Source organism: Bacillus sp. ISO11 (assembly GCF_003458115.1).
Lineage (GTDB): Bacteria > Bacillota > Bacilli > Bacillales > Bacillaceae_G > Bacillus_A > Bacillus_A cereus.
Genome location: NZ_QXCO01000028.1, coordinates 51,754 through 74,507, shown reverse-complemented (window position 1 = coordinate 74,507; position 22,754 = coordinate 51,754). Strand labels below are relative to the sequence as shown.

The window sequence follows — 22,754 nt, the reverse complement described above, 5'->3', positions numbered from 1 at the left end:
GAATGAAAGGATCTTCTCGCTGGAATAAACAACGAGTAAAGGTAGCTAGAATTCATGAATACATATCAAATACTAGAAAAGATTACTTGGACAAAATTTCAACTGAAATCATCAAAAACCACGATGTTATCGGTATAGAGGATTTGCAAGTATCGAATATGTTAAAGAATCATAAGTTAGCAAAAGCAATTAGTGAGGTATCTTGGTTGCAATTTCGATCAATGTTAGAATACAAAGCAAAATGGTATGGCAAACAAGTCATTGTCGTATCGAAAACATTTGCTTCCAGCCAATTATGTTCTTGTTGTGGATATCAAAATAAAGACGTTAAAAATCTAAACCTACGTGAATGGGACTGTCCTTCTTGTCGTACACACCATGATAGGGATATTAACGCAAGTATCAATCTAAAGAGTGAAGCGATAAGGCTTCTAACCGCAAGGACTGCGGGGTTAGCCTAATCAATTAGAGTTCGATAGAACTCTTTACTTAGGAATCCCTCACTTCTAAACGAAGTGAAAGTGGGGGTAGTTCAAAGAAGATGTACTATATTGAAGATTTGTTCTTATTGTTGATTAAAGGGAAATTTAAGAATGGTAAGGGGAAAGTGCATAAAAGAGAAAGTCTCCTTTATTTATTCTGAAAAGATAATTCAAAAAGCTATTTGTGTATAGAATAAGCTATGCATAAATTCATCAACATTGGTGATAATAAATAAGAGAATCAATATATAAGCATAAACTTGTTAAAGCTCAGTGTAATTCTATAAATAGTAGATGTAATCATCTGAAAAATAACATTATTTACTTTTCGAGTAGGATAAGTAGAAAAAAAGGAAGTTTTTCTTTGAAGAAAGCTCTTTTGACAGGAATAGATTTTTTCATAACTAGAACAAATAAATTAATAATCACATATACTGTATTGTCGTTAAAGCAAGACATTATTTTCTCAGAACAAGGGAATCACTAGAAAAATACGTGATTCCTTTATTCTTCAATATAATGTCAATAGTTGATTTGAAATAACCGAAGAAATAAAATTTTTGTTAATGGACAATCACATAATTTTAGGTATAGTAGGTTTATAATTTAGACTATAAAAATTAATGTATCTTTTATTATTTTAACCAAGAAGACTCCCTCCATAAGGAACTCACAGCAAGTATGGGTAAGTGGGAGTAGTTCAAAGCATGCAATATTGTTTGATTTGGCTAATACATAGATTTCTCATCTCAGAACTGGTGTAAGAATTATAATGTTTATACCATTCTATTGTATTTTCTAAAGTCTGTTGTAGGGACCATTTTGGCTGCCAATTAAGATTGAATTTTGCTTTGCTAATGTCAAGGTTTAGTAAATTTGCTTCATGAAAATTTATTGGACCTATATTTTCTGCTGTCCAATCCCCGCAGCTCCAAATATCTAGTAAACTGGTCACTAATTTTTCTACTGAAACAATATTGCTTAGGGATGGCCCGAAGTTCCATGCTCCTGAAAAAAGGATACCATTATTTATAATTTTTTCTGTAAGGAGTAAATACCCGCTTAAAGGTTCTAGTACATGTTGCCAGGGTCTAATAGCAGTAGGATTTCTAATAATAATCTTTTTGTTTGATTCTAATGCTCGTATACAATCGGGAATAATTCTATCTATTGACCAATCACCACCACCAATTACATTACCAGCTCGAACACTTGCAATTATTTTCTTGTGTTGAGAAAATTTTTCTTCTGAAAAGTAAGAATTACGATAGGAAGAAATTAAAAGTTCGCAGCATCCTTTGCTTGAGCTATATATGTCATGGCCGCCCATAGGGTCAATTTCACGATAACCCCAAGGCCATTCTTTATTCTCATAGCACTTGTCACTTGTCACCATAATTCCTATTTTAGCTGATTCATGTAATCGAATTGCCTCTAGTACATTCATAGTTCCTACAACGTTTACCTCGTATGTTTCTCTAGGATATTCATATGAATACTTAACTAGAGGTTGGGCAGCTAAATGGAATACAATTTCAGGTTTATAATCTGTAAAAACCTTATTTAATTTATTAAAATCTCTAATGTCTCCACGAATATCAATTATATTATTTTGAAGGTTAGTAATGTTAAAGTTATCATTTTTATTTTTAGGATCTAATGAATATCCGATTACAGCAGCACCTAATTCATTCAACCATAGGGATAACCAAGAACCTTTAAAACCAGTATGTCCAGTAATTAAAATTCTTTTTCCGTAAAAAGCATTATTAAAGTTTTGGTTTAACAATTAGTCCACCTCCTTTAGTACCCTATTTTTAGGGGGTTAGGTATAAATGTTTATTATTTTTATACCAATTAACAGTTTTTATAATTCCTTCTTCAATATTAATTCTAGGTTCCCAGGAAAGAGAGTTTTTTATTTTTTGCACATCCGCTTCAGGAACCCATCTTTCATTTGTTCTAGAGGAAATTGCACCGTAATTTGGTCTGGAATTGGTTTTCAAATGTTTGAATAATAATTCTACATAATGTTTCAAGGGGTGAATAGTGCCGCTCCCAATATTAAAGATTTCATTTTGTACAGTAGTATTTTCTACTGCTAGGATACAGGCATCTATTACATTTTCTATATAACAATAATCTCTTAATTGATTACATAAAGTTAAATTTACATCTTTGTTTTGTAATACTCGCAAGATTATATAGCTAAAAATTTTATGCGGCTCTTCGCCTTCTCCGAATATGCCAAAAGGTCTTAATGTTATAAGATTAATATTGTTTTCGCTAGCAATTTGATGGGCCAGTATAGTAGCAGCAGCTTTGGTACTTCCATAGATGTCCACAGGAGTTAGTAACATATTTTCATGAATAGGTTCCATCTTGTTACCGTATTCAGAACTACTCCCAAAATTGATGATTTTTTTACAATTCACCAATTTTGCTGCTTGAATAATGTTACAAGTCCCTATAACATTTGTTTCTATAGCATGGATGTAATCTGTATGGGCAGAATTTACACCATAGGCTGCCAGGTGAAAGATATAATCGGGATTAATTTTCTTTATTGCATCTTGTACTTGTTTTTTATCTCGTATATCTATTTCATAGGTTTCAATATATTTTAGAATATCCTTTAGTCTCCAAGAGTTTGATGGTGTTCTTATGAAAAGAACAATTTTTGCTTGTAAATTTAAAAGTCTTCGTGCCAAGTGAGAACCAATAAAACCGTATCCACCAGTAATAAGGAAAGTTTTATTTTTAAATGAAGCAATCATAGTGATAATCTATCCTTTATTAAGATGTATTTTTAGTTGCTGAAATAAATAGATTTATTTTTAAATAAGGAAAGTATCAGTCTTAATTGTGATGAGGGGAGGGGTATTTAAAATAATTTTTTATTGTTGTTGTATCAATTTGGTCAGCAAATAAAGAGGAGGGAGATTTTTGAAAAGTATTATGAAGGGTATGACATGTCTTGTTCAATTGTTCAATATAAGGAATGTATATATAATCTAAAACTGCTGGAGGTAATTCTAAAGTTTCTTGTTTCCATAAATCGAACTCATTTGGATTAATAATTTGCATACTTCCAAAATGAAAAGCTATTAATTCATCTTGATCAATAAAAACTTTATTATCTGTTTTGGATATAGAACTGCTATTTAAAATGACATTCCAAGGTGCTGCATCAATACCTTTATGAGTCATGATTTTTATATTAGAAAAGATGTTAGGAATGTGATTTAAATATTTTTGGTCACCCCATCTATTCATTTCAACATCATATTGATTATTGCAATATTCTAGGCATTTATCTTTCCACCATGTTAAAATTTCTTTACTATTTTGATCATTTTTGAAGCCTACTAAACCAGCTTGGTATATACCGTGTATGCTTTCAATTTCAGTAGAGCTTCTTTGAGGGCAAAGGAATACAGAGTACTTCCACCATTCATCAAGAATGATATTAGGTGCTGTAAAGAAATACATATCAGCATCACAATATATAATGTGATCAACTTCCGGATAAAGACTAAGGACATGTAGACATAGGGGCGCTTTTAATGTCCAACAATACTCTTGTAAACTTCTATCATTTTTTATACTGAGGAGTTCATGATTTTCAATTTCTTTTACCGGAATTAGTATGGCGTGCTTTAATTTTAATTTCTCTAATATTTGATACGTTAAATCATCCATACAACAGATCCATACAGTAAATTTAGCGTTGAAATTTTCTAAGGAATAATAAGAGGTCAATCCTTGAATTAATCGTTCTTTACTTATAATCATGGAAAAGTTCATAAAATGATTGGATTGATTCATTTTTCTTCTTAATTGTGAATCTTTATATAAAGTTTGAGCTTTATTTATATCTTTTTTACTTAAAAATTGTTTAGTATCTTTATTGAATTTATCCTTTAATTGCTTTAAAACAAATTGAATTCTCTCTAAATACGGAGTGTAAATATGGTTTAATATATTATTGGGTATTGAAATTTCTCCCAAAGACCAAAGATCAAAATCATTTTCAGTAAAGATAGTAATACATGCAAAATGGTAAACAACTAGTTTGTCGTTTTCAATAAATATATCGTTTTTAGTCTTGTCAATTTTATAATCGTTATTATATATACAGTTCCAAGGCGCAGCATTTATACCTAAGTTATTTGAAATTTTTACTTTTGGAAAATATATAGGGATATAATCTAAATACTTTTGGTCTCCAAATTTCCCCTCCTCAGCCTCGGCACTGCACCAATCTATACATTTATTTTTCCACCATCTTACACTTTTTAGTCCATAGAGATCATTCTTAAATCCAATTAGACCAGCCTGATATTTTCCATACATTTTTTCTACCCAATCACGATCTCTTTGGGGGGTTAGGAAAATAGAATGGTCACCCCATTCCTCAAAAATAATATTAGGGTCAGAGAAAAAGCATAAATCACCATCACAATATAGAATAGATGGTAAATCATAATTGACCAATAAATATTCTATCAAGACAGATTTTAAAGTCCAACAATATTCATTTACTTTTCTTTTTCTCTTAATTGCTTTTAATTCACGATCTTCCAATTCTTCAACTTGTAAAAGGTTTACATTAATTAAACTCATTTCTTTTAATAGTGAATATACAAAAGGATCTATACAACAAATCCACAATGTGAATTTTTCTGAGTACTGCATTAATGATTGCTGTAAAGCAATAATTTTCAAGACATACTCACTACCTACAATGACGCAGAAATGATTATTTAGATCATGTTGTTGATTATAGAATTGGGGATCAATTCTTTTTTGAGTATTTTTTTTGGAGAGATTTGAAGCTTTAATTCCTGTTGAAAGTGGGTTAACTATTTTCTCATTAGAGGGGATATACAATCGAGGTAAACTTATTTTTTTATCATTAGAGTTCAATGCTTATTCAGTCCTCTCCACTAAAATTTATTTGGATTCCAACTTTCATTTACAGTTTTTAAATCTTTAGGTGTATCGACACTAGCCCAAAAGTCATTGTGTTCATAGACTGCGAGCTCATTGTCTTTTATTAAATTTCGAAGAGGATCTTCTTCTAGAACACAATCATCATTATTACTTAAATAATCGAATATTTCTTTGTTAAATACAAAAAAACCGCCATTAATTACTTCATCAAGTAATGGTTTTTCTTTAAAATCAATAGCAATTCCATCTTCGACCGCCAATAGGCCGTATTGACTATTTTTTTTAATTCCAGTTAATGTAGCAATTTTTCCTTTTTCTTTATGGAATGCTATTAGTTGATCAATATCTATATTGGCTAATCCGTCACCATAAGTTAATAAAAAGGTTTCACCCTGTACAAAGGATTCAAGTTTTTTTAGTCTTGCCCCGGTCATTGTATCAATTCCTGTATCTATAAAGTGTATATTCCAATTTTCTAATTTCTGAAGTAGCGTATATTGACTGGTTTTAAAATTCAAACTAAAGTCATTCTCTTTCCAGCTAAAGTCCATAAAATATTCCTTAATTTTCTCACCTTTATATCCTAAGGGCAAAATGAAATCAGAATGTCCATATTTTCTATACCAATTCATTATATGCAAGAGGAGAGGCTTTCCTTGAACTCGAACTAATGGTTTGGGAATGTCCTCTAAAATTCCTTGCATCCGAAGCCCTTTTCCGCCACACAAAATTATGACTTTCATAGATTTATTTCCTTCCTCTCTATATATTTTACTAATTTAAACTATGTAGTTTGTTTGGTAAATGTATACACGGTTGTACCATAATGACAATCAACTAAAAAAAATATGTTAGATTTATAATTCAGATGCTGATTAAACGTGGAGAATACACATTGTAGTTTATCATTAATTATATGTAAATTAGGTTCTTTTAAAATCTATGCTTTAGTTTATTTAATATTAATGAAAGAAATTGCTTGTTCTTAAGATAAAAGAAGGGGAAGGAAATCAAGGGAATTGAAGAAGCTTATAATGAAATATCCAAGAAGACAAAATATAAGATAAAGTATGGAAGTAAGTAGTCGTGAATGCACTACATAAGCAGAATATGCTGATCGCATAAATGATTATACAGAAATCAACAGAAGAATAACAAAGGGAATTAGTCATTTGAAGGAAAATGGAACAACTATTTTTACATTTTATAAATTCAAAAAAGAGCACCGCATAAAGGTGCTCTAGTGATGGAACTAATTTTGTAAAGAACTATTTATTCAATAAAGAAGGACTTACGAATTATTATATGAACGTTTTGTTAATTAAGTGTGTATCAATTAGACAGGAATTTTATTTCTCTACACCTATTTGATTTTACGGGCCAAATCATGTTAAAAGTAAGAAGGAAATTATTAAGTTAATGTTATTTTGTTTAAAATAACATCCCAATCGGAATCATCACCTTCCCATCTATCCTGATAACGTGGGAGTTCAATTGAACAAACCCGCGATATTCCCCAATTTTGTTCAACAATATTAGATATACCCTCCTTGAAATTAACAATAAGGATATTAAAATCCTTATTTGTAATTTTAGATAATACGTTTTGTAATTCAACCGCTTCATCTCGATTTCCCCAAATTCTAATGAATAAAATGGATTCACTACTATTTATTTTTTCAAGGAATTGATTAATTCTAGTGTCTAATTTAGCTTTAAAAGAAGGATAGGTTGATTTCAAATCCTTTTCTGAATTAATAGGAAAATCATGCATTGAAAAACAATTATAATAAGTGTCCTTTATACAGTAGGTAATTCGTTCTGCCCATTTAATTTGATTATCAAATTCTGATTCAATAAGACCGTAACTTTCTGAACCTTCTATAATCATATTTTCCAACTTCATAAATTTTTTAAATCGATTTTGAAGTAATCTGTTTACATCTGAAAGTGATGGATAATAAAACCAATCTAAAGGTCCAGAAAATGTTCTTAAATTGTGTCTTTTGATTTGGTTGGTGACTTGACACAATCCTCCTAAACTTACAATTACGCCATAGGATTTTTGTATATCTTCTAGGTTCATCCTCATCATCCTTTATAAAAGTAATTTAAATTATCTGTTCAGTATATGATGCAATAACATATTGATGTGGACCTATATATCACAGTACATAGAGCTAAGACATTTGTATAAATTTAAAAAGTCAAATACCTAAGTTGAGGGATTTCATCTTTGATGTTATATCATGGAGTTACTATTGGAATGAAAGCTGGTAGGGATATTGCGCCAGAGTTATATTTTCTGCAGTAACTTAATTTAGAAAACTGTTCTTGATTACTGTAGTAAAATTGTTGTTTTTTAAACATTACTTATCCGGATTCATGAAAAGTATTTTAATGTATTATTTTATATAACAATATTTAGTTTTAATATTAAAACTAAAATATGGAAGTAACATAGGGGATTTACGCATATAGTAATGTTGATGGTAAAATTAACAAAATTTTCATTTAAATCAGATAAAACTATGGTGTTTTTAACTTATAATAATGTTACTACGATGAAAAAATGGCTACTAATTAGTTAATTTAAAAATCAATTTTAGATAGGAAGAGGATAATGAAGATCAGAGATAGTTATAAAATTATTGTAATTGGTGCTGGGACAGCAGGACTATCTTCTACTGCACATTTATTACGAAATGTACCCCTATTTAAAGAAAGTATAGCAATTATTGATCCATCAAAAAAACATTACTTTCAGCCACTATGGAGTTTAGTGGGGGGAGGAATTGTTTCAAAGGAAAGTACGATGCGTAATCAGGAATCGCTTATTCCAAAAGGGGCAACGTGGATCCCTAAAAGTGTTGTTAAGTTATTTCCATCTGAAAATAAGATACTTTTAGATGACGGACTGTTACTTGAATATGAAATTCTTATTGTAGCAGCTGGTATACAAATAAATTGGGACAGTATTAAAGGCTTAAAAGAGTCTATTGGCACTAATGGGGTATGTAGCAATTATTCTTATACATCTGTTGATTCTACTTGGAGAGAAATCGAAAAATTTAAAGGAGGAAATGCGCTTTTTACCCACCCTAATACTCCTATTAAATGCGGTGGTGCTCCACAAAAAATTATGTACTTAGCAGAGGAGTATTTTTGTAATAGTGGTGTAAGAAACAGAAGTGAAGTAATGTTTTATTCTGCAAACAATAACATATTTCAGGTTCCACGATATGCAAATACTTTAGAACAAGTACTAGAAAGAAAGCAAATTATAACGAATTATAATAAAAATTTAGTGGAAATTATCGCCGAAAAGAGAGAGGCAATTTTTGAAGATACGCAAACACTAAAAAGAGAAACCGTACCATATAGTATGATACATGTTGTTCCACCAATGGGGCCACCTAATTTTATTAAAGAGAGTGAGATAAGTGATCATCAGGGATGGGTAGATATAAGCCCTTATACTTTGCAGCATGTGCAATATAAAAATATTTTTGGACTTGGAGATTGTACCAATTTACCTACCTCTAAAACTGGAGCAGCAATTCGAAAACAAATACCCGTCTTAAAACAAAATATTATGGACGTACTTAGCGGAAGAGATTTACAGGCTAAATATGATGGATATACATCATGTCCGATTATTACAGGATATAAAAGTCTTATACTCGCTGAATTTAACTATGAACATGAGCCACAAGAAACGTTTCCATTTAATCAAGCGAAAGAAAGGTATAGTATGTTTTTACTTAAAAGATATATGTTGCCATATATGTATTGGAATTTAATGTTGAAAGGGATTCTATAGGAGAAGATAAAAAGTGGTTACAAAAATTGAAAATCAATTTGAAATAACTAATTGGAGGGAATAGATATGCTTTTAAAATATTTTTATGATGAAAAATTAGCACATGCTTCCTATTTAGTCGGTTGTCAGAAAGAAGGCGTAGCAATCGTTATTGATCCTAGTCGCTATATAGAACAATATATAGAATTTGCTAAGAAAGAAGGGATGGAAGTAATTGCTACGGCTGAGACTCATATTCATGCTGATTTTCTTTCTGGGTCTAGAGAACTTTCTACTCTTTATCATGCAAATTTATATGTATCTGATGAAGGAGATTGTGATTGGAAATATCAATATCTTAACGAAGGTCGATACAAATTGGTTAGAGAGGGTACAGAGTTTAAAGTAGGTCATATAAAATTTGATGTAATTCACACCCCAGGGCATACGCCTGAAAGTATTTCTTTTTTAGTAACTGATACAAGTCAAAATAACTATACGAATGATAAGCCGATAGGGATATTCACAGGTGATTTTATATTTGTAGGAGATATAGGAAGGCCGGATTTATTAGAAACTGCAGTCGGTATGAAAGATACTGCAAAAATAGGAGCAAAACAATTATTTGACTCTATACAAAAAATAAAAATACTTCCTGATTATTTGCAAATATGGCCATCACATGGTGCAGGAAGCGCATGTGGAAAAGCATTAGGAGCAATTCCAACTTCTACATTAGGTTATGAAAAGATGTTCAATTGGGCATTTCGGTGTAATGAAGAAAGTGATTTTATATCGACTTTATTGACGGGACAGCCAGAGCCTCCAAAGTATTTTTCATTAATGAAGAATTTAAATAAGTATGGTCCGCCAATTCGTAAGAAGAGAAAAAGTACTGCTATTAATACAGTAGAAGAACTTCAAGAAATTTTGAAGAGCGTTTATCAAATAGTTGATATAAGGGATGTAGAGAGTTTTGCTGCAGGTCATATCGAGAAGTCAATTAACATACCTTATAACAATTCTTTCACAACTTGGTGTGGATGGTTATTAGATTATAAAAAAGAAACTTTAATAATTCTAGATGAGGAAAAAGTTAAAGTAGAGGCAGTTATTAGAGAATTTGAATCTATTGGGTTAGATAATATTATTGCTTTTGCACCCTTAAAAGTAATACAAAGACTTGATAGATTTGAAAGTTACAAAGAAAAAACATCGATTGAATTATATCCGCATATAAAAGGTGGAAGCGTTAAGGTTATCGATGTGCGTAGTAAAAAAGAGTGGGAGGAAGGACACCTTCATGATGCAATACATATCACTTTAGGTAATCTATTTGAACAACTAGATTATATACCGAAAGATTTTCCAATAGTTTTGCAATGTCGAACCGGATTACGTTCCGCTATAGCAGCTAGTATTTTACAAAGAGCTGGTATAAAGGAAGTAGTGAATTTAAAGGGAGGATTTCTTGCATGGAAAGAAGAAGGGCTTCCTTATACAACATGCAATCTCAATGTGTAGGAAAATATTATATGCTAGGTAAGAATAATTAAAAGAAGTTATAGATGACGTGTTAGAAAAGGGAATCATAATTGTCGCAGATTCAGGAAATACATTAGGATTATTAATTGATTATCCAGTTAAATATGAAAATGTAATATTTGTTTTAGCATTAAATAATTTAACATTGGATCCATCTTTTATGGAATGGCAGTGTTGGAAGTACTTAGGTATTATCAATAAGAACCCAATTTAAAATTCTCTTTGATGCAAGAGAATTTTTTTATTGGGAATAGTAAGGGGGAGGGGAGGTGCATTACATATGGGAAAAGGTAGAAGTAATAATGCTGGTAAAAAGCAACCGAATTTTGATGATTCATCTAATTTTGCTAAACAAAGCCAACCGACAGAAAAGAAGAAGAAATAAGAACAGGAGCTCTCTTGATAAAGGGAGCTCCTGTTAAAAGTGGACTGACGTTTCAGAATAACATATCGATGGATTAACCCAATAGCCATAAATACAAGGTTTTAATTTTTCGAAGGGCACCTAATTTAATATTATTGTCCTGCTTTTTTATACTTATTGACGCGTTAAATCCATTTAAAATGCTCCTTAATGGCGTTGGGCGTGACCTTCATTAAAATTTTTTAAACCTAATGGGACTTACCATTAAGAGGGCGAGGATTAAAGTAATCCATGCATTACTATATGAAAACAATGCCATACCAGCCAATGATAATCCTGCAGCTGGAATAGGTAATCCCTTAAAATATCCAATAGTTGGTTTAATACTAAATTTAGCTAATCTTAAAGCACCCATTGTTGGGAATAGGATAAATGCCAAAGAAGTTAAAATAGAAGGTGTTGCTATCGTATGAAATAAAAGCGCAGGAGCGACGCCGAAACTAACAATATCAGCTAAGGAATCCAATTCTACGCCAAACTCACTGTTCACTTTTAATTTTCTTGCAATTCTTCCATCAAGAAAATCTAAAACAGCTGAAAAGAAAATGAGAATGGAGGCTGCTCCTAAATATTCACTCATATTCAAGGTGATTGAGAAAACACCGCACAATAAATTTCCAATCGTAAATAAATTCGGTATAACTTTTACAAGCTGATTAAACAAGTTTGTTCCTCCTAAATTAATTAAACTTCACATTTCTGTAGCAATTTCTATATATTCTTCCGTTATTCTTAAAAATATATGACCACTGTATTACTGTAAGCTAATTAAATTTCGATAAGAGAAAAATTGATTTCTTAAATGTTCCACGGGTTTATAAAAATGTTTAATCATTTTCAGTACGCGTTATTGAATATTAGCACTTGATAGTTGATCTTTCGAGTAGTCAGGGATTTTCCGGTTCTGGTGCAAAAAATTAAAGGTAATTAAAAATAATCTCTAAAAAGGAGACATAATGATACTATTATTTTAAAAAGGTTCGTGGTTGGTATCGAATATAAAAAAATAGAATTTTTATACAAAAATCACCCGAAAGGGTGCCTTTTGTACCTCTTAAAATGACTGAAGATGTGTTTACTTGAGTTCATTAGGTAGTTAGAGGTTGATAGACTATCTTTAACGAAAATGTTGAGTAGTTCATCTTCATTATATATCAATTTAATAATGATTGGGGATTTAGAAAGTTCCATGGAAAGTACATATCAACCTGATTGGAAGATTGGAAATTTAATAACTGGTGATACATTTTACTTAACGCAACATTTTGGTGCGCAAATGAAAATTTTTAAAGTCCACACAAATGGTACCCTAGAACGATTCCAAACAATAGAACCAGAATTAAAATAAAATTTTTGTAGCATCAATTAAATTCATTTCTTGTTATGCAAACACACTTTCAGCGGAACTAACTTCTTCACTATTTTGCGCTGGAAAGACTGTATAAAAAATGGTTACGTTTTCTGATCTTGAAATAACCCTTTCAAATTGCAATCCTGCTTTTTCTAAAAGCTTTACTGCATCAACAATAGAAGTAATTGCTACAAAAGTTTTTCAAATAAAATTTATAAAAGCTTGATAGGTAATACCAAGGGAAAAGACCGTAGCTACTATATGTGCAGTCCATTTAGGCATATTTAAATTTAATACGGTATTGTACAACATTCCATATACGATACAAATGATTAATATGAATGCAATGAATTGAAGAACTAATAAAAATAGCGGTTGTTCCATTTATTCTCACTTCCTTTATTTGATATATTAATATAATTTATTTAAATGTGAAAGTTTTATTTCTATGAATTTCCAAAAAATGTGATATGAAAGGCATAGTAGTAATCACAAGAATTACTGCAAAACTATAAATGGAACTAAAAGTATTATGACGAGATCAGTAAAATAGTAAAGAAGGTCACCATTCACGGCGACCTTCTTTACTATGCGTTATACCCAAATAATTTTAAATCTTCTCCTGAATCTGAAATGATTTTCTCAAATCGTAATCCTACTTTTTCTAAAAGCTTTCCTGAGGCGATGTTATCTACAGAAGTAATTGCTACAATTCGTTTCATGCCGAGCTTTTGTACACCGTATTCGATTATCGCAGAAGCTGACTCGTAGCCATATCCTTTTGAACGGAATGTCTCTAAAAAGGCAAACCCGATATCAACGTCTTCTAATGAATCTCTTTTAATAAGGCCACACATACCAAGTGGAGTGAGATCTTTTTTTCGTTCTACTAAGTAAAGGCCGAATCCAAGTTTGTTATACATATCGATGGGACCGTTTACAATATAATTTTTTGCATCTTCTAAGTTACTAACTCCTTTGTCACCGATAAACTGAATCCATGCAGGATCGTTTACTAACTCAAGAATAAAAGGAGCGTCTTTTATATCAAACCAGCGAAGATTAAGACGTTCAGTTTCAAGAACTATCAATAATTACACCACCTTTAAAAAGTTATAACAATTAGTATGGATTGTGTAAAACAAAAGTGCAACATATTTTAATGGGGGTGTTTGTTCACATAAAGTTCGTTTGTTTTGTATAGAGAGATATCTTATAATTAGGATTAATTGTAAAGAGTGAGATGCTTATACAATGACTCCTAGGTGACTAGGAGTTTTTACTATATAACTATCATTATTACTAAATATGACACACTATACATTCTACTCAAGGAGGTACATAATGAAGAAATTATATAATGCATCGTTTACGTATTTGATTATCGGTTTATTATCAGGGATTTTCGCTAGGGAGTATGGTAAGTATAAAGGGATTTTAGGGTCTACTTTGTTAAATCTTTTGCATACGCATACACTTGTACTTGGCTTTTTCTTCTTTTTAATTGCTTTAGGATTAGCAAAAGTATTCGCGTTTCATGAAGTGCAAGGGTTTAATAAGTGGTTTGTTTTACATAATATTGCATTAACATTAATGTTAGGTTCGCTAGCAGCGAGAGGGCTTCTTCAGTTAAATGGAGCTGACTTTAAAGGGTTAACTTATATTGTAGGATTTTCTCATTCGTTGATGGCAGTTACTTTAATTTGGTTTATGTTGTTAATAAAGAAATCGTTTAAAATGTAGTGAAAAAGAACTTGTAGCGTGTGCTGCAGGTTCTTTTTTGTATGTTCAGGTTTAATAATCTTATTTTTCTGATTATTTTGTATAAAGATGGTATACTTGTTTTAAAATTAAAAAGGAGAGTTGATTATGGAAATAACAATTGAACATGTAGTAAATGAATTAAAAGGCATACTTCCTGAAGATCGAGTAGTAATAAATATGACAGTACGAGAGTTACATAGTAAAGATGAATCTTACCATAGTAGTAGTTTACCTGATGTAGTTGTTTTTCCAAAAACGACCGAAGAAGTTAGCGCGATAATGAAAATAGCGATTCAGCACGGAACAGCTGTCGTTCCATTTGGAGTAGGGTCCAGTTTAGAGGGACATGTAATTCCTTACGAAAAAGGAATTACAATGGACTTTTCTCTTATGAACAAAATACTTGAAATAAGAGAAAAGGATTTTCTTGTGAGAGTACAGCCAGGGGTGACGCGCTCTCAGCTTAATAAAGAATTGAAAAAGTATGGATTATTTTTTAGTGTAGACCCAGGAGCTGATGCAACGTTAGGAGGAATGGCTGCTACAAATGCGAGCGGAACGACAGCGGTAAAGTATGGGGTAATGCGTGATCAAGTTCGAGATTTAGAAGTCGTTCTTGCTGATGGAGGAGTAATACATACCGGGAATTTAGCAGCGAAGTCATCATCAGGTTATCATTTAAATGGTATTTTCGTAGGCTCAGAAGGAACACTTGGATGTTTCACGGAGTTAACTTTAAAAGTATACGGTATACCAGAACATGTTATGGCTGCGAGGGCATCGTTTCCAACTATAAATGATGCAGTAGAAGCTGTAATTAACATATTACAAGCAGGTATTCCAATCGCGAGAATTGAACTCGTTGATGAATTATCTATGAAACAAGTAAATTATTACAATGAAACAAGTTACAGAGAAGAACCGACACTGTTTTTAGAGTTTCACGGCAATGAAGCAGGGTTAAAGCAAGATATTGAATTTACGAAAGAAATCGTTCTTGATCATAAATGTATAGAAATTGCGTTTGAGACGGAAACAGCAGCGAGAAATAAGCTGTGGGATGCAAGACATAACTTAGCGTACTCTTACGTGCATAGTTATCCTGGTAAAAAGCTAATGAGTACAGACGTATGTGTACCAATTTCGGAATTAGCTGGAGCGATTCAACATGCGAAAGAGGTATTACATAAAGTAGGGCTTATTGGCGGTATTCTCGGTCATGTTGGGGATGGGAATTTCCATGTACTCTTAATGATTGACACAAATGATAAGGAGGAAGTGAAGAAGGCAGACGAAATAAATGAAAGTATCGTTCAGTATGCTCTTAAACGAGGAGGAACGTGTACAGGAGAACATGGCGTTGGAATCGGGAAACGAAAGTATCAAGAAGAAGAACATGGGGCGGCATTATTTGTAATGGAGAAAATAAAGAAAGTTCTTGATCCGCAAAATATTTTGAATCCGAAAAAGGTGTTTCAATTAAAAGATAGGGGCTGAGTGGATGAAAGTAATATAGCTGGAAAGTATTTTGCATTTTGGACCGGTTGCTGCACTCCCAAGTGTATTAGCGGCAGTATGGCATAACATTGCAGGGCCAATATTAGCAACCATCTGGTCAAAAAATAAAAAGAATACTTTCAGCGATGAAAATGTATCAATAAATATAGAAAAATAGGAATGATAAATAATGCAAAAACGTATTGTACATTTTGAAGGAATGGTTGTATTTTTAGCCACGATTTATATGTATTCGATATATGAGTTTAGTTGGATTATATTTTTTGTATTCCTTTTAGCGCCGGATCTATCAATGTTAGCATATGGGATTAATAATCACGTTGGTGCGAAAATATATAATGTATGTCACACATATATCATATCCATATTAATTGTTCTAATAGGTGTCTATTTTAAGATGGATATCGTTATAATGATTGGCTTAATATGGACAGCACATATTGGAATGGATCGAATGTTTGGATATGGATTGAAATATGAGACGGATTTTAAGGATACTCATATTCAACGGTTATAATTTGTTTTGAGAAGAGGGGTACGTTGAAGCAGAGAATTGCTATCGAAGAATATAATGTCAAATGGGAAAGTGAATTTAATAAAATATACACTCTTATTAACAATGTAATGGAAGACAGCATTGTATCTATTGAACATGTTGGGAGTACATCTGTTAAAGGGCTTGCATCAAAACCAATACTAGATATTGATATTGTAATAGAAGAGTACGAAATTTTTCATGAGGTAGTAAAAAAACTTGAGAAGATAGGGTACTATCATCAGTTAGAATGGAGCTTTAAAGGAAGAGAGGCGTTTGGAAGAAAGGATACGTTCGTTCCATGGAACGAGAGAAATACAGTTTGGATGGAACATCATTTATATGTGTGTGATAAAAATAGTGAAGAGTTGAGAAGGCATATAGTGTTTCGAGATTACCTTCGTGAACATACTGAAGTAGCTAATGAGTATGGAAACTTGAAGGAAGAGTTAGCAAGAGAGTCGAAAAATCGATCTAGTTATATTGAGGGTAAGACCGTATTTATTACAAATATATTAGAAAAAATAAACTAAAGCAGCATGGAATACATGCTGCCTATTGTTTTGAAATAGAAAGCTGCCATTATAAAACAAATACAAACTGGCCCTGTTGATTGATGCGGTTACTAAATATAATAGGAAACAAAATAGAAAAGAGCGGAAAAGAGGGAGCTTATGTACATACCAAAATATTTCGCAATACAAGATGAAGAGATGAAGTACGAAATAATGGAACAAAATAGCTTTGCGACATTATTTTCTCAACATAACGGAGAACCATATGCAACGCACTTGCCGTTGTTATTAAATAGGGAGGCCCTTACTTTACATGGTCACTTCGCACGGCCGAATGAACAGTGGAAAGATATTGGGACTCAGCAAGTACTAGCTATATTTCAAGGACCACATAGTTACATCTCTCCGTCATGGTATGAAACAAACAATGCAGTACCAACATGGAATTACGTTGCAGTGCATGTATATGGTGAATTAGAAATTGTTGAAGATGAGAAGACATTAGTAGATTCTCTTCAAGATTTAGTAAATAAATATGAAGATCCAGAGAGCACCTACTCACTTAATGATGTAGATCCGAATTATATGGGAGGATTAAGTAAGGGAATAGTTGGATTCAAAATAAAGATAAATAAAATAGAAGGAAAAGCGAAGTTAAGTCAAAATCATTCTGTAGAGAGACAGAATTTAGTTGTGGAGAAACTTGAGAAAGTTGGTAGTGAGGAGAGTAAGAGGATTGCGGAGTTGATGAGAAAATAAAGCCTACATGAAAGGGAAATATTCTAAATAAGCGTATTTAAAAAGACATTCTTAATTGAAGGTCTTCCGTTTTTTAAAGTGCTTTTTCAGTTGTTGTTGAGTTGTAGTCTTTACTTACGTCAACGGATTGAACAAGGTCAGGTCTTTGGGGTGCCGGGGTGTCCCCAATGTTTAATGCTACATATCCTAACTGTGTTTTCGGTGTTTCTGAGGTGAAGCTTAATCCAAGAGTTGTGATGCTAATAACAGCTAAGCCAATGATGCTCAATTTAATCTTTTTCATTATATCAAAGCTCCCTTTTCTTCATGTTTTTTTCTTGCTTGATTGGCCATGTAAAAGTATTGACTAGCTTTTATATGGTCTTCTTTTTCATAAAACATATTTGCTAGAACATCAGTGTACTCTTGTATACATTCCCAAAGGTTTTCTGTTTTAAAGTAAGAAATTCCTTCCAAAATTATCATTTCTAAATCATTTATAGAAGTTTTATTATTTAGTTCTCTTAAAATCATGAAACGATATTGAAACTCTTTGTTTTCTAGTTTATTTGAAATGTTTAATCCTTTTTTTATAAGTTCTTTAGCCTGAGTATATTCTCCAAGCTTGTAGTATTCACGTGCTTCAACAAAAAGTGCTTTAAAGTGATTTGGTTGCTTAGTTGTAACCTCTGAAATATGACGCATTGCTAACTCTGAAAGGTTTTGACTTGCATATAGCCAAGCTAAATTATGTCGTACTCTTAATGATAAAGTCTCCTCTGAATACTTCTGTAGAATATTTAATGCTGAATCAAGTCTAATTTCAGCTTGTTCAAACTGTTTTAAATCAATACAAGATAAACCAAAGATGTTATCACACAAAGCAACATTAATTTCACAGTTTATATGTTTTGAAAAAATCGCTTTAGCTTCATTTGCAGATTGGATTGCTACTAGTGGTTGATATGTTTGATAATAATAGGAAGCTAAGCGGTAGTTAAATTCAGCATTCTCTAGTTCGTCAGATACGTGTATTAGCAGCTTTTTAGCGTTCTCGAAAAGGTGTTTTGCTGCATTGTAGTTTCCAATAATTGTATTGTGAATAGCCTTGAAAAAATGATAATAATAAGAAAATAGCCCATTCTCTGGAAGTGGGAAAGAATCAATTTTATTAAAATCATCTTTATTAATATTTAAACCATCTGTTAAAATTTTGTATCTGAAATTAAAAAGTGAATAATACAATTGTAGGTTTGTATCTTCTTCTGAATTAGAGATGATATTTTCAATATCTTTTTTTATTTTTGTTGCATGGGTAGTTTGATGCTGTAAGATAGCTCTATACCAGTCATTAAATAATTTTGTAATTTGTTCATTACCTTGTAGTTGAACGTTCATGAAATCCCCTCACTTTTTGAATATTCTTATAAAATATAGTATCAAAAATAAAAATATTTAGGAATGATGTTTTATATTTCTCAATATTTGTTTAACAAGCTTACGAGTAAGTCTATTGGAATAATGTAGAATTTGTTTTGGATTAAAGAAATGGCATCGGGGGATGTGCATTTTAAAGTTTTAGTTGAGTGGGGGATATAAAAAGGGTGCGTTCACACAATTTATATGAACGCACCTTTTTACATATTAAACAATCAAGTCCCACAAAAAGTACGATAAGGGCGATTCGTCGGTGCAGGCGGAATGCAGTATTCTTCTTGATCTGTAGAATACGCATAAGGATTTGATAAAGCTTCAAGAAGTTTCTCCATTACGCTATAATCGCCATTTGTGACAGCTGCTTCTAGTGCTTCTTCTACACGGTGGTTCCTCGGGATGATGGATGGGTTATTATTTTTCATCATCTCGTAGGCGTTTTCTTTCGAATGTTCTTGTCTTTCTAATCGAGATTGCCACAGTTTGTACCATTTTTTAAATTCAGGACTATCGAATAGAGGGATATTTTCTAACGTATCAAGAGTTAATGAACGGAATGTATTAGTGTAATCTGCTTTATATTTCTCCATCATTTTTAAAAGTTGCTCAATAAGTGGTTGATCTTGTTCTTCGGTACTAAATAGTCCTAATTTCTTTTTCATTCCAAGGAACCAATGGTTTTCATACTGTACGCTAAATTTCGAAATTTCGTCTTGGGCGATTTTTAATGCTTCTTCTTCATCTTCGTGCAGAATTGGTATTAAAGATTCTGCTAATCGAGCGAGGTCCCATGCGGCCATATATGGTTGATTTCCATATGCATAACGACCTTGTGTGTCAATAGAGCTAAATACGGTTCCTTGATTGTAATTGTCCATAAATGCACAAGGACCGTAATCAATTGTTTCGCCACTAATCGTTATATTGTCAGTGTTCATTACACCGTGGATAAATCCAACAAGTTGCCATTTTGCGATAAGACTGGCTTGTCTTTTAATGACTTCTTGTAGTAATGCAGTATATCGGTTTTCATGAGCTTCAATTTCTGGGTAATGCCTTTTTATCGTATAGTCAGCTAGTGATTTCAGGTCCTCTATTGAACCACGAGCTGCAGCATATTGAAATGTACCGACGCGTATATGGCTACTAGCTACTCTAGTTAAAATTGCTCCAGGTAACTTTGTTTCACGATATGTTGCTTCACCAGTTGTGACAACTGCTAAACTGCGAGTAGTCGGAATATCAAGTGCATACATTGCCTCACTAATGATATATTCACGTAGCATCGGACCGAGTGCAGCACGACCATCTCCTCGGCGTGAATAGGGAGTAGGGCCAGAACCTTTCAGTTGAATATCGAAACGCTTACCTGAAGGAGTAATTTGTTCGCCAATTAAAAGAGCACGACCGTCGCCTAACATATTAAAATGTCCGAATTGATGGCCAGCATATGCTTGAGCTAATGGATGAGCTCCTTCTGGGAGTGCATTACCAGCGAAAATAGCAATTTCAGCTTCCTTTTTCAGTTCTTCAGGGGTCAAGCCAAGAGATATCGCTAATGAATGGTTTAGTTTAACTAACTCCGGTGAACTTACGGGAGTAGGGGGGATTTCTGTATAAAATGATTGTGGTAAAGTCGTATAACTATTATCTAAATTCCAACCTGTTTCATTATTTTTAGTCATTGTATCTCCTCCTTTTTGTATTTTAAGTTATGTATTTGTACGTATGTATTCTTTGTAAAGTTAACTAAAAGTATAATATAATATTTCCCCTTGCAATCTATTGTAAGGACTTCATTGCACTATGTCTATTTAACAGCAAATTTAAAACCTCCATTTTAAGAAAATGGAGGTTTTTATTATTGTTTAATTTTTACAATTATTTTTCCTTTTGCTCTTCCAGACTCTGAATATTCCATTGCTTTTTGAGCATCTTCAAAAGGGAAAACTCGATCGATTACCGGTTTGATTTTTCCGGCTTCAATATAGTTTGCAATAGTACGTAATTGATCCCCGCTTGGCTTCATAAATAAAAATGAATATTGAGCATTATGCTTTTTTTCAAGTGCAGTAAGTTTTTTGCTGGCTAATGAAAATAAGAGAGTTTTAAAGAAGCCTGAACCAAATTCTTTACCGAAGCGAGCATTCGGCATACCTGAAACTGAAACAATGTTTCCTCCGCTTTTTATAATATTGAATGATTTTTCAAGTGTTGTTCCGCCGATTGTATCAAATACTGCATCATAATTTTTGAGTATTTCTTCAAATTTTTCTGTTTTGTAATTAATAATTTGATCTGCGCCAAGAGACGTTACTAAATTTGTACCAGCTTCACTAGCAGTCGTTGTAACAGTAGCACCCATTATTTTTGCTAACTGAATTGCGAAAGTACCAACACCACCGGACCCAGCGTGAATTAATATTTTTTGTCCTTTTTGTAAATGCATAATATCATGTAGTGCTTGATAGGATGTTAAGCCAACGAGTGGAATCGACGCGGCTTCCTCAAAACTTAAATTTTTTGGTTTTAAAGCTATATCATCCTCATGAATGGCTATATATTCCGCGAAAGTACCGATCTTATTTTTTCTTGGACGTGCATATATTGCATCGCCGACTTTAAAACGAGTTACTTGCGATCCAACCTTCACGATGACACCGGAAAAGTCATTACCAAGGATTAGAGGCATTTCATATTTCAGTAACATCTTTACTTTTCCATCACGTATTTTAAAATCAATTGGGTTAATACTAGCTGCATGAATTTCTGCGAGCACTTCATACCCATTAATTTCAGGAGTAGGTACCTCTGCCATACGCATTGGGACTTTTCCATATCTATCAATTATCATTGCTTTCATTTCTTATACCTCCAAGTTTTAATAAAAGTTTTGCAATAGCTTCTCAATATCTAATACAAGATTTTTTAATAAACCTAATTTTGTACGTATATCAATATAATAAAAATTCTTTGTACCTTCTTTTCTCATTAAAATAATGCCAGCTTCTCGTAAAATCTTAAGGTGATGTGATACTGCTGGACGGGAAAGGTGTGTTTGCTTCGTAATTTCTCCTACACGTAATCCTGTTTGACATTCCGTTTCCATTAGCACTAATAAAATAGCTTGACGTGTTTCATCACCAATTGCCAATAATACTTTTTGAGAATCAATAAAATCTTTTTTTATAATATTTAATTGTTCTTGTTTATTCATTTCAATCACTTTGCCTCCAGGTAATTAGTCGAAAGGTTTAAGATGATGAACCATTACTTCGATACGGTAATGCTACATGATTGTTGTATGAGGTGCAATATTGAGAAAGAAAATCGAGACGAATGAATTTTTTATTGTTGAAAATTATAGGGAGATAGAAAAGGGATTGGAAGGATTACATAACACAATAGATGAAGTTTTAAAAACAAAAAATGATGTAACAATAAAATAAGCGGTCGTAACCTTGTATAATCCATAAGGTTACGACCGCTTATAATGTTTGTATTATTTTTGATTTTTACGATAGAACATGGTTCAACGTAAAGTACATTCTTTTGTTTTACACTTTCATACAGACACAATTCAGGTGGATTATAGATGTATGAAAAGGTAAAAGGAATTTTGGGGCGTAATCTATCTATATGATAATTCAAAATGAAATATAAGTCTATATTTTAATGTTTTTTTTGATT

General features: G+C 32.3%; 23 protein-coding genes and 1 pseudogene. 11 read left to right on the top strand and 13 right to left on the bottom strand.

The window, feature by feature from the left end; all coding sequences use genetic code 11:
• A partial coding sequence (locus tag D1166_RS23985; protein WP_133300468.1) for an RNA-guided endonuclease TnpB family protein occupies positions 1-461 on the top strand: 461 nt, incomplete at its 5' end.
• Positions 462-1,182: 721 nt separating this feature from the next.
• On the opposite strand, the gene rfbG is transcribed toward D1166_RS23985, so the two are convergent.
• The 5 genes from rfbG to D1166_RS23960 all read right to left on the bottom strand — a co-directional run bounded on the left by rfbG (position 1,183) and on the right by D1166_RS23960 (position 7,524).
• Complete coding sequence (gene rfbG / locus D1166_RS23980) at positions 1,183-2,271, bottom strand: CDP-glucose 4,6-dehydratase (protein ID WP_000934339.1); 1,089 nt, start codon at positions 2,269-2,271, stop codon at positions 1,183-1,185.
• A gap of 28 nt (positions 2,272-2,299) precedes the next feature.
• On the bottom strand, positions 2,300-3,259 hold the full coding sequence (locus tag D1166_RS23975; RefSeq protein ID WP_000561952.1) for an NAD-dependent epimerase/dehydratase family protein: 960 nt from the start codon (positions 3,257-3,259) through the stop codon (positions 2,300-2,302).
• A gap of 82 nt (positions 3,260-3,341) precedes the next feature.
• Positions 3,342-5,411 (bottom strand): hypothetical protein, encoded by a 2,070-nt coding sequence (locus D1166_RS23970; RefSeq protein ID WP_001087526.1) that lies wholly within the window; start codon positions 5,409-5,411, stop codon positions 3,342-3,344.
• Positions 5,412-5,431: 20 nt separating this feature from the next.
• A complete protein-coding gene (locus tag D1166_RS23965; RefSeq protein WP_000864432.1) occupies positions 5,432-6,181 on the bottom strand; it encodes a sugar phosphate nucleotidyltransferase in 750 nt (249 codons plus the stop codon).
• Positions 6,182-6,849: 668 nt separating this feature from the next.
• Entirely contained in the window at positions 6,850-7,524 is a 675-nt protein-coding gene (locus tag D1166_RS23960; protein ID WP_001047148.1) for a papain-like cysteine peptidase, read from the bottom strand.
• Between the two features lie 537 nt (positions 7,525-8,061).
• Here D1166_RS23960 and D1166_RS23955 point away from each other — a divergent pair.
• On the top strand, positions 8,062-9,261 hold the full coding sequence (locus tag D1166_RS23955) for an FAD/NAD(P)-binding oxidoreductase (protein ID WP_000701886.1): 1,200 nt from the start codon (positions 8,062-8,064) through the stop codon (positions 9,259-9,261).
• Between the two features lie 66 nt (positions 9,262-9,327).
• Complete coding sequence (locus D1166_RS23950) at positions 9,328-10,764, top strand: MBL fold metallo-hydrolase (RefSeq protein ID WP_118043443.1); 1,437 nt, start codon at positions 9,328-9,330, stop codon at positions 10,762-10,764.
• Between the two features lie 617 nt (positions 10,765-11,381).
• Here the strand turns inward: D1166_RS23950 and pssA are convergent.
• Positions 11,382-11,873: a CDP-diacylglycerol--serine O-phosphatidyltransferase gene (pssA, locus tag D1166_RS23940; RefSeq protein ID WP_000483080.1), complete on the bottom strand. Its 492-nt coding sequence runs from the start codon at positions 11,871-11,873 to the stop codon at positions 11,382-11,384.
• 501 nt (positions 11,874-12,374) lie between these two features.
• On the opposite strand from pssA, the gene D1166_RS23935 reads away from it, so the two are divergent.
• A complete protein-coding gene (locus D1166_RS23935) occupies positions 12,375-12,557 on the top strand; it encodes a DUF5065 family protein (protein WP_002000399.1) in 183 nt (60 codons plus the stop codon).
• Positions 12,558-12,761: 204 nt separating this feature from the next.
• Here the strand turns inward: D1166_RS23935 and D1166_RS23930 are convergent, their stop codons facing one another.
• On the bottom strand, positions 12,762-12,944 hold the full coding sequence (locus D1166_RS23930) for a hypothetical protein (RefSeq protein ID WP_000437513.1): 183 nt from the start codon (positions 12,942-12,944) through the stop codon (positions 12,762-12,764).
• A 203-nt stretch (positions 12,945-13,147) separates the two neighbouring features.
• Positions 13,148-13,651 (bottom strand): GNAT family N-acetyltransferase, encoded by a 504-nt coding sequence (locus D1166_RS23925; protein WP_000636208.1) that lies wholly within the window; start codon positions 13,649-13,651, stop codon positions 13,148-13,150.
• A 253-nt stretch (positions 13,652-13,904) separates the two neighbouring features.
• Between D1166_RS23925 and D1166_RS23920 the strand changes: the two genes are divergently transcribed.
• The 6 genes and pseudogenes from D1166_RS23920 (at position 13,905) to D1166_RS23895 (ending at position 17,651) form a co-directional block, all read left to right on the top strand.
• Positions 13,905-14,303 (top strand): DUF2871 family protein, encoded by a 399-nt coding sequence (locus D1166_RS23920; RefSeq protein WP_000737896.1) that lies wholly within the window; start codon positions 13,905-13,907, stop codon positions 14,301-14,303.
• A 126-nt stretch (positions 14,304-14,429) separates the two neighbouring features.
• On the top strand, positions 14,430-15,821 hold the full coding sequence (locus D1166_RS23915) for an FAD-binding oxidoreductase (protein ID WP_000406571.1): 1,392 nt from the start codon (positions 14,430-14,432) through the stop codon (positions 15,819-15,821).
• A gap of 34 nt (positions 15,822-15,855) precedes the next feature.
• A pseudogene (locus D1166_RS23910) lies at positions 15,856-15,999 on the top strand (bile acid:sodium symporter family protein); the annotation flags it as partial.
• Positions 16,000-16,011: 12 nt separating this feature from the next.
• Positions 16,012-16,359, top strand: coding sequence for a DUF4260 domain-containing protein (locus D1166_RS23905; RefSeq protein WP_001172065.1), 348 nt, complete (start codon positions 16,012-16,014; stop codon positions 16,357-16,359).
• Positions 16,360-16,382: 23 nt separating this feature from the next.
• Positions 16,383-16,910, top strand: a complete 528-nt coding sequence (locus D1166_RS23900; protein ID WP_000813523.1) for a GrpB family protein — start codon at positions 16,383-16,385, stop codon at positions 16,908-16,910.
• 141 nt (positions 16,911-17,051) lie between these two features.
• Positions 17,052-17,651 (top strand): FMN-binding negative transcriptional regulator, encoded by a 600-nt coding sequence (locus D1166_RS23895; RefSeq protein ID WP_097856311.1) that lies wholly within the window; start codon positions 17,052-17,054, stop codon positions 17,649-17,651.
• Between the two features lie 73 nt (positions 17,652-17,724).
• Here D1166_RS23895 and D1166_RS23890 read toward each other — a convergent pair whose 3' ends face one another.
• The 5 genes from D1166_RS23890 to D1166_RS23870 form a co-directional block, all read right to left on the bottom strand.
• Positions 17,725-17,934: a hypothetical protein gene (locus D1166_RS23890; protein ID WP_000721431.1), complete on the bottom strand. Its 210-nt coding sequence runs from the start codon at positions 17,932-17,934 to the stop codon at positions 17,725-17,727.
• Positions 17,934-19,028: a response regulator aspartate phosphatase gene (locus D1166_RS23885; protein WP_001102728.1), complete on the bottom strand. Its 1,095-nt coding sequence runs from the start codon at positions 19,026-19,028 to the stop codon at positions 17,934-17,936. The genes D1166_RS23890 and D1166_RS23885 overlap by 1 nt, the downstream gene beginning before the upstream one ends.
• Before the next feature lie 254 nt (positions 19,029-19,282).
• Positions 19,283-20,749 (bottom strand): protein adenylyltransferase SelO, encoded by a 1,467-nt coding sequence (locus D1166_RS23880; RefSeq protein WP_000164925.1) that lies wholly within the window; start codon positions 20,747-20,749, stop codon positions 19,283-19,285.
• A gap of 176 nt (positions 20,750-20,925) precedes the next feature.
• Positions 20,926-21,927 carry an NADP-dependent oxidoreductase gene (locus D1166_RS23875; protein ID WP_000646448.1) on the bottom strand — a complete coding sequence of 334 codons (1,002 nt, stop codon included), beginning with the start codon at positions 21,925-21,927 and terminating at the stop codon, positions 20,926-20,928.
• Positions 21,928-21,945: 18 nt separating this feature from the next.
• The gene (locus tag D1166_RS23870; RefSeq protein WP_000571870.1) at positions 21,946-22,290 is read right to left on the bottom strand and encodes an ArsR/SmtB family transcription factor; all 345 of its coding nucleotides are present in this window, start codon (positions 22,288-22,290) and stop codon (positions 21,946-21,948) included.
• A gap of 91 nt (positions 22,291-22,381) precedes the next feature.
• On the opposite strand from D1166_RS23870, the gene D1166_RS31905 reads away from it, so the two are divergent.
• Positions 22,382-22,513, top strand: a complete 132-nt coding sequence (locus tag D1166_RS31905) for a hypothetical protein (protein ID WP_001227549.1) — start codon at positions 22,382-22,384, stop codon at positions 22,511-22,513.
• The last annotated feature ends 241 nt before the right edge of the window (positions 22,514-22,754 follow it).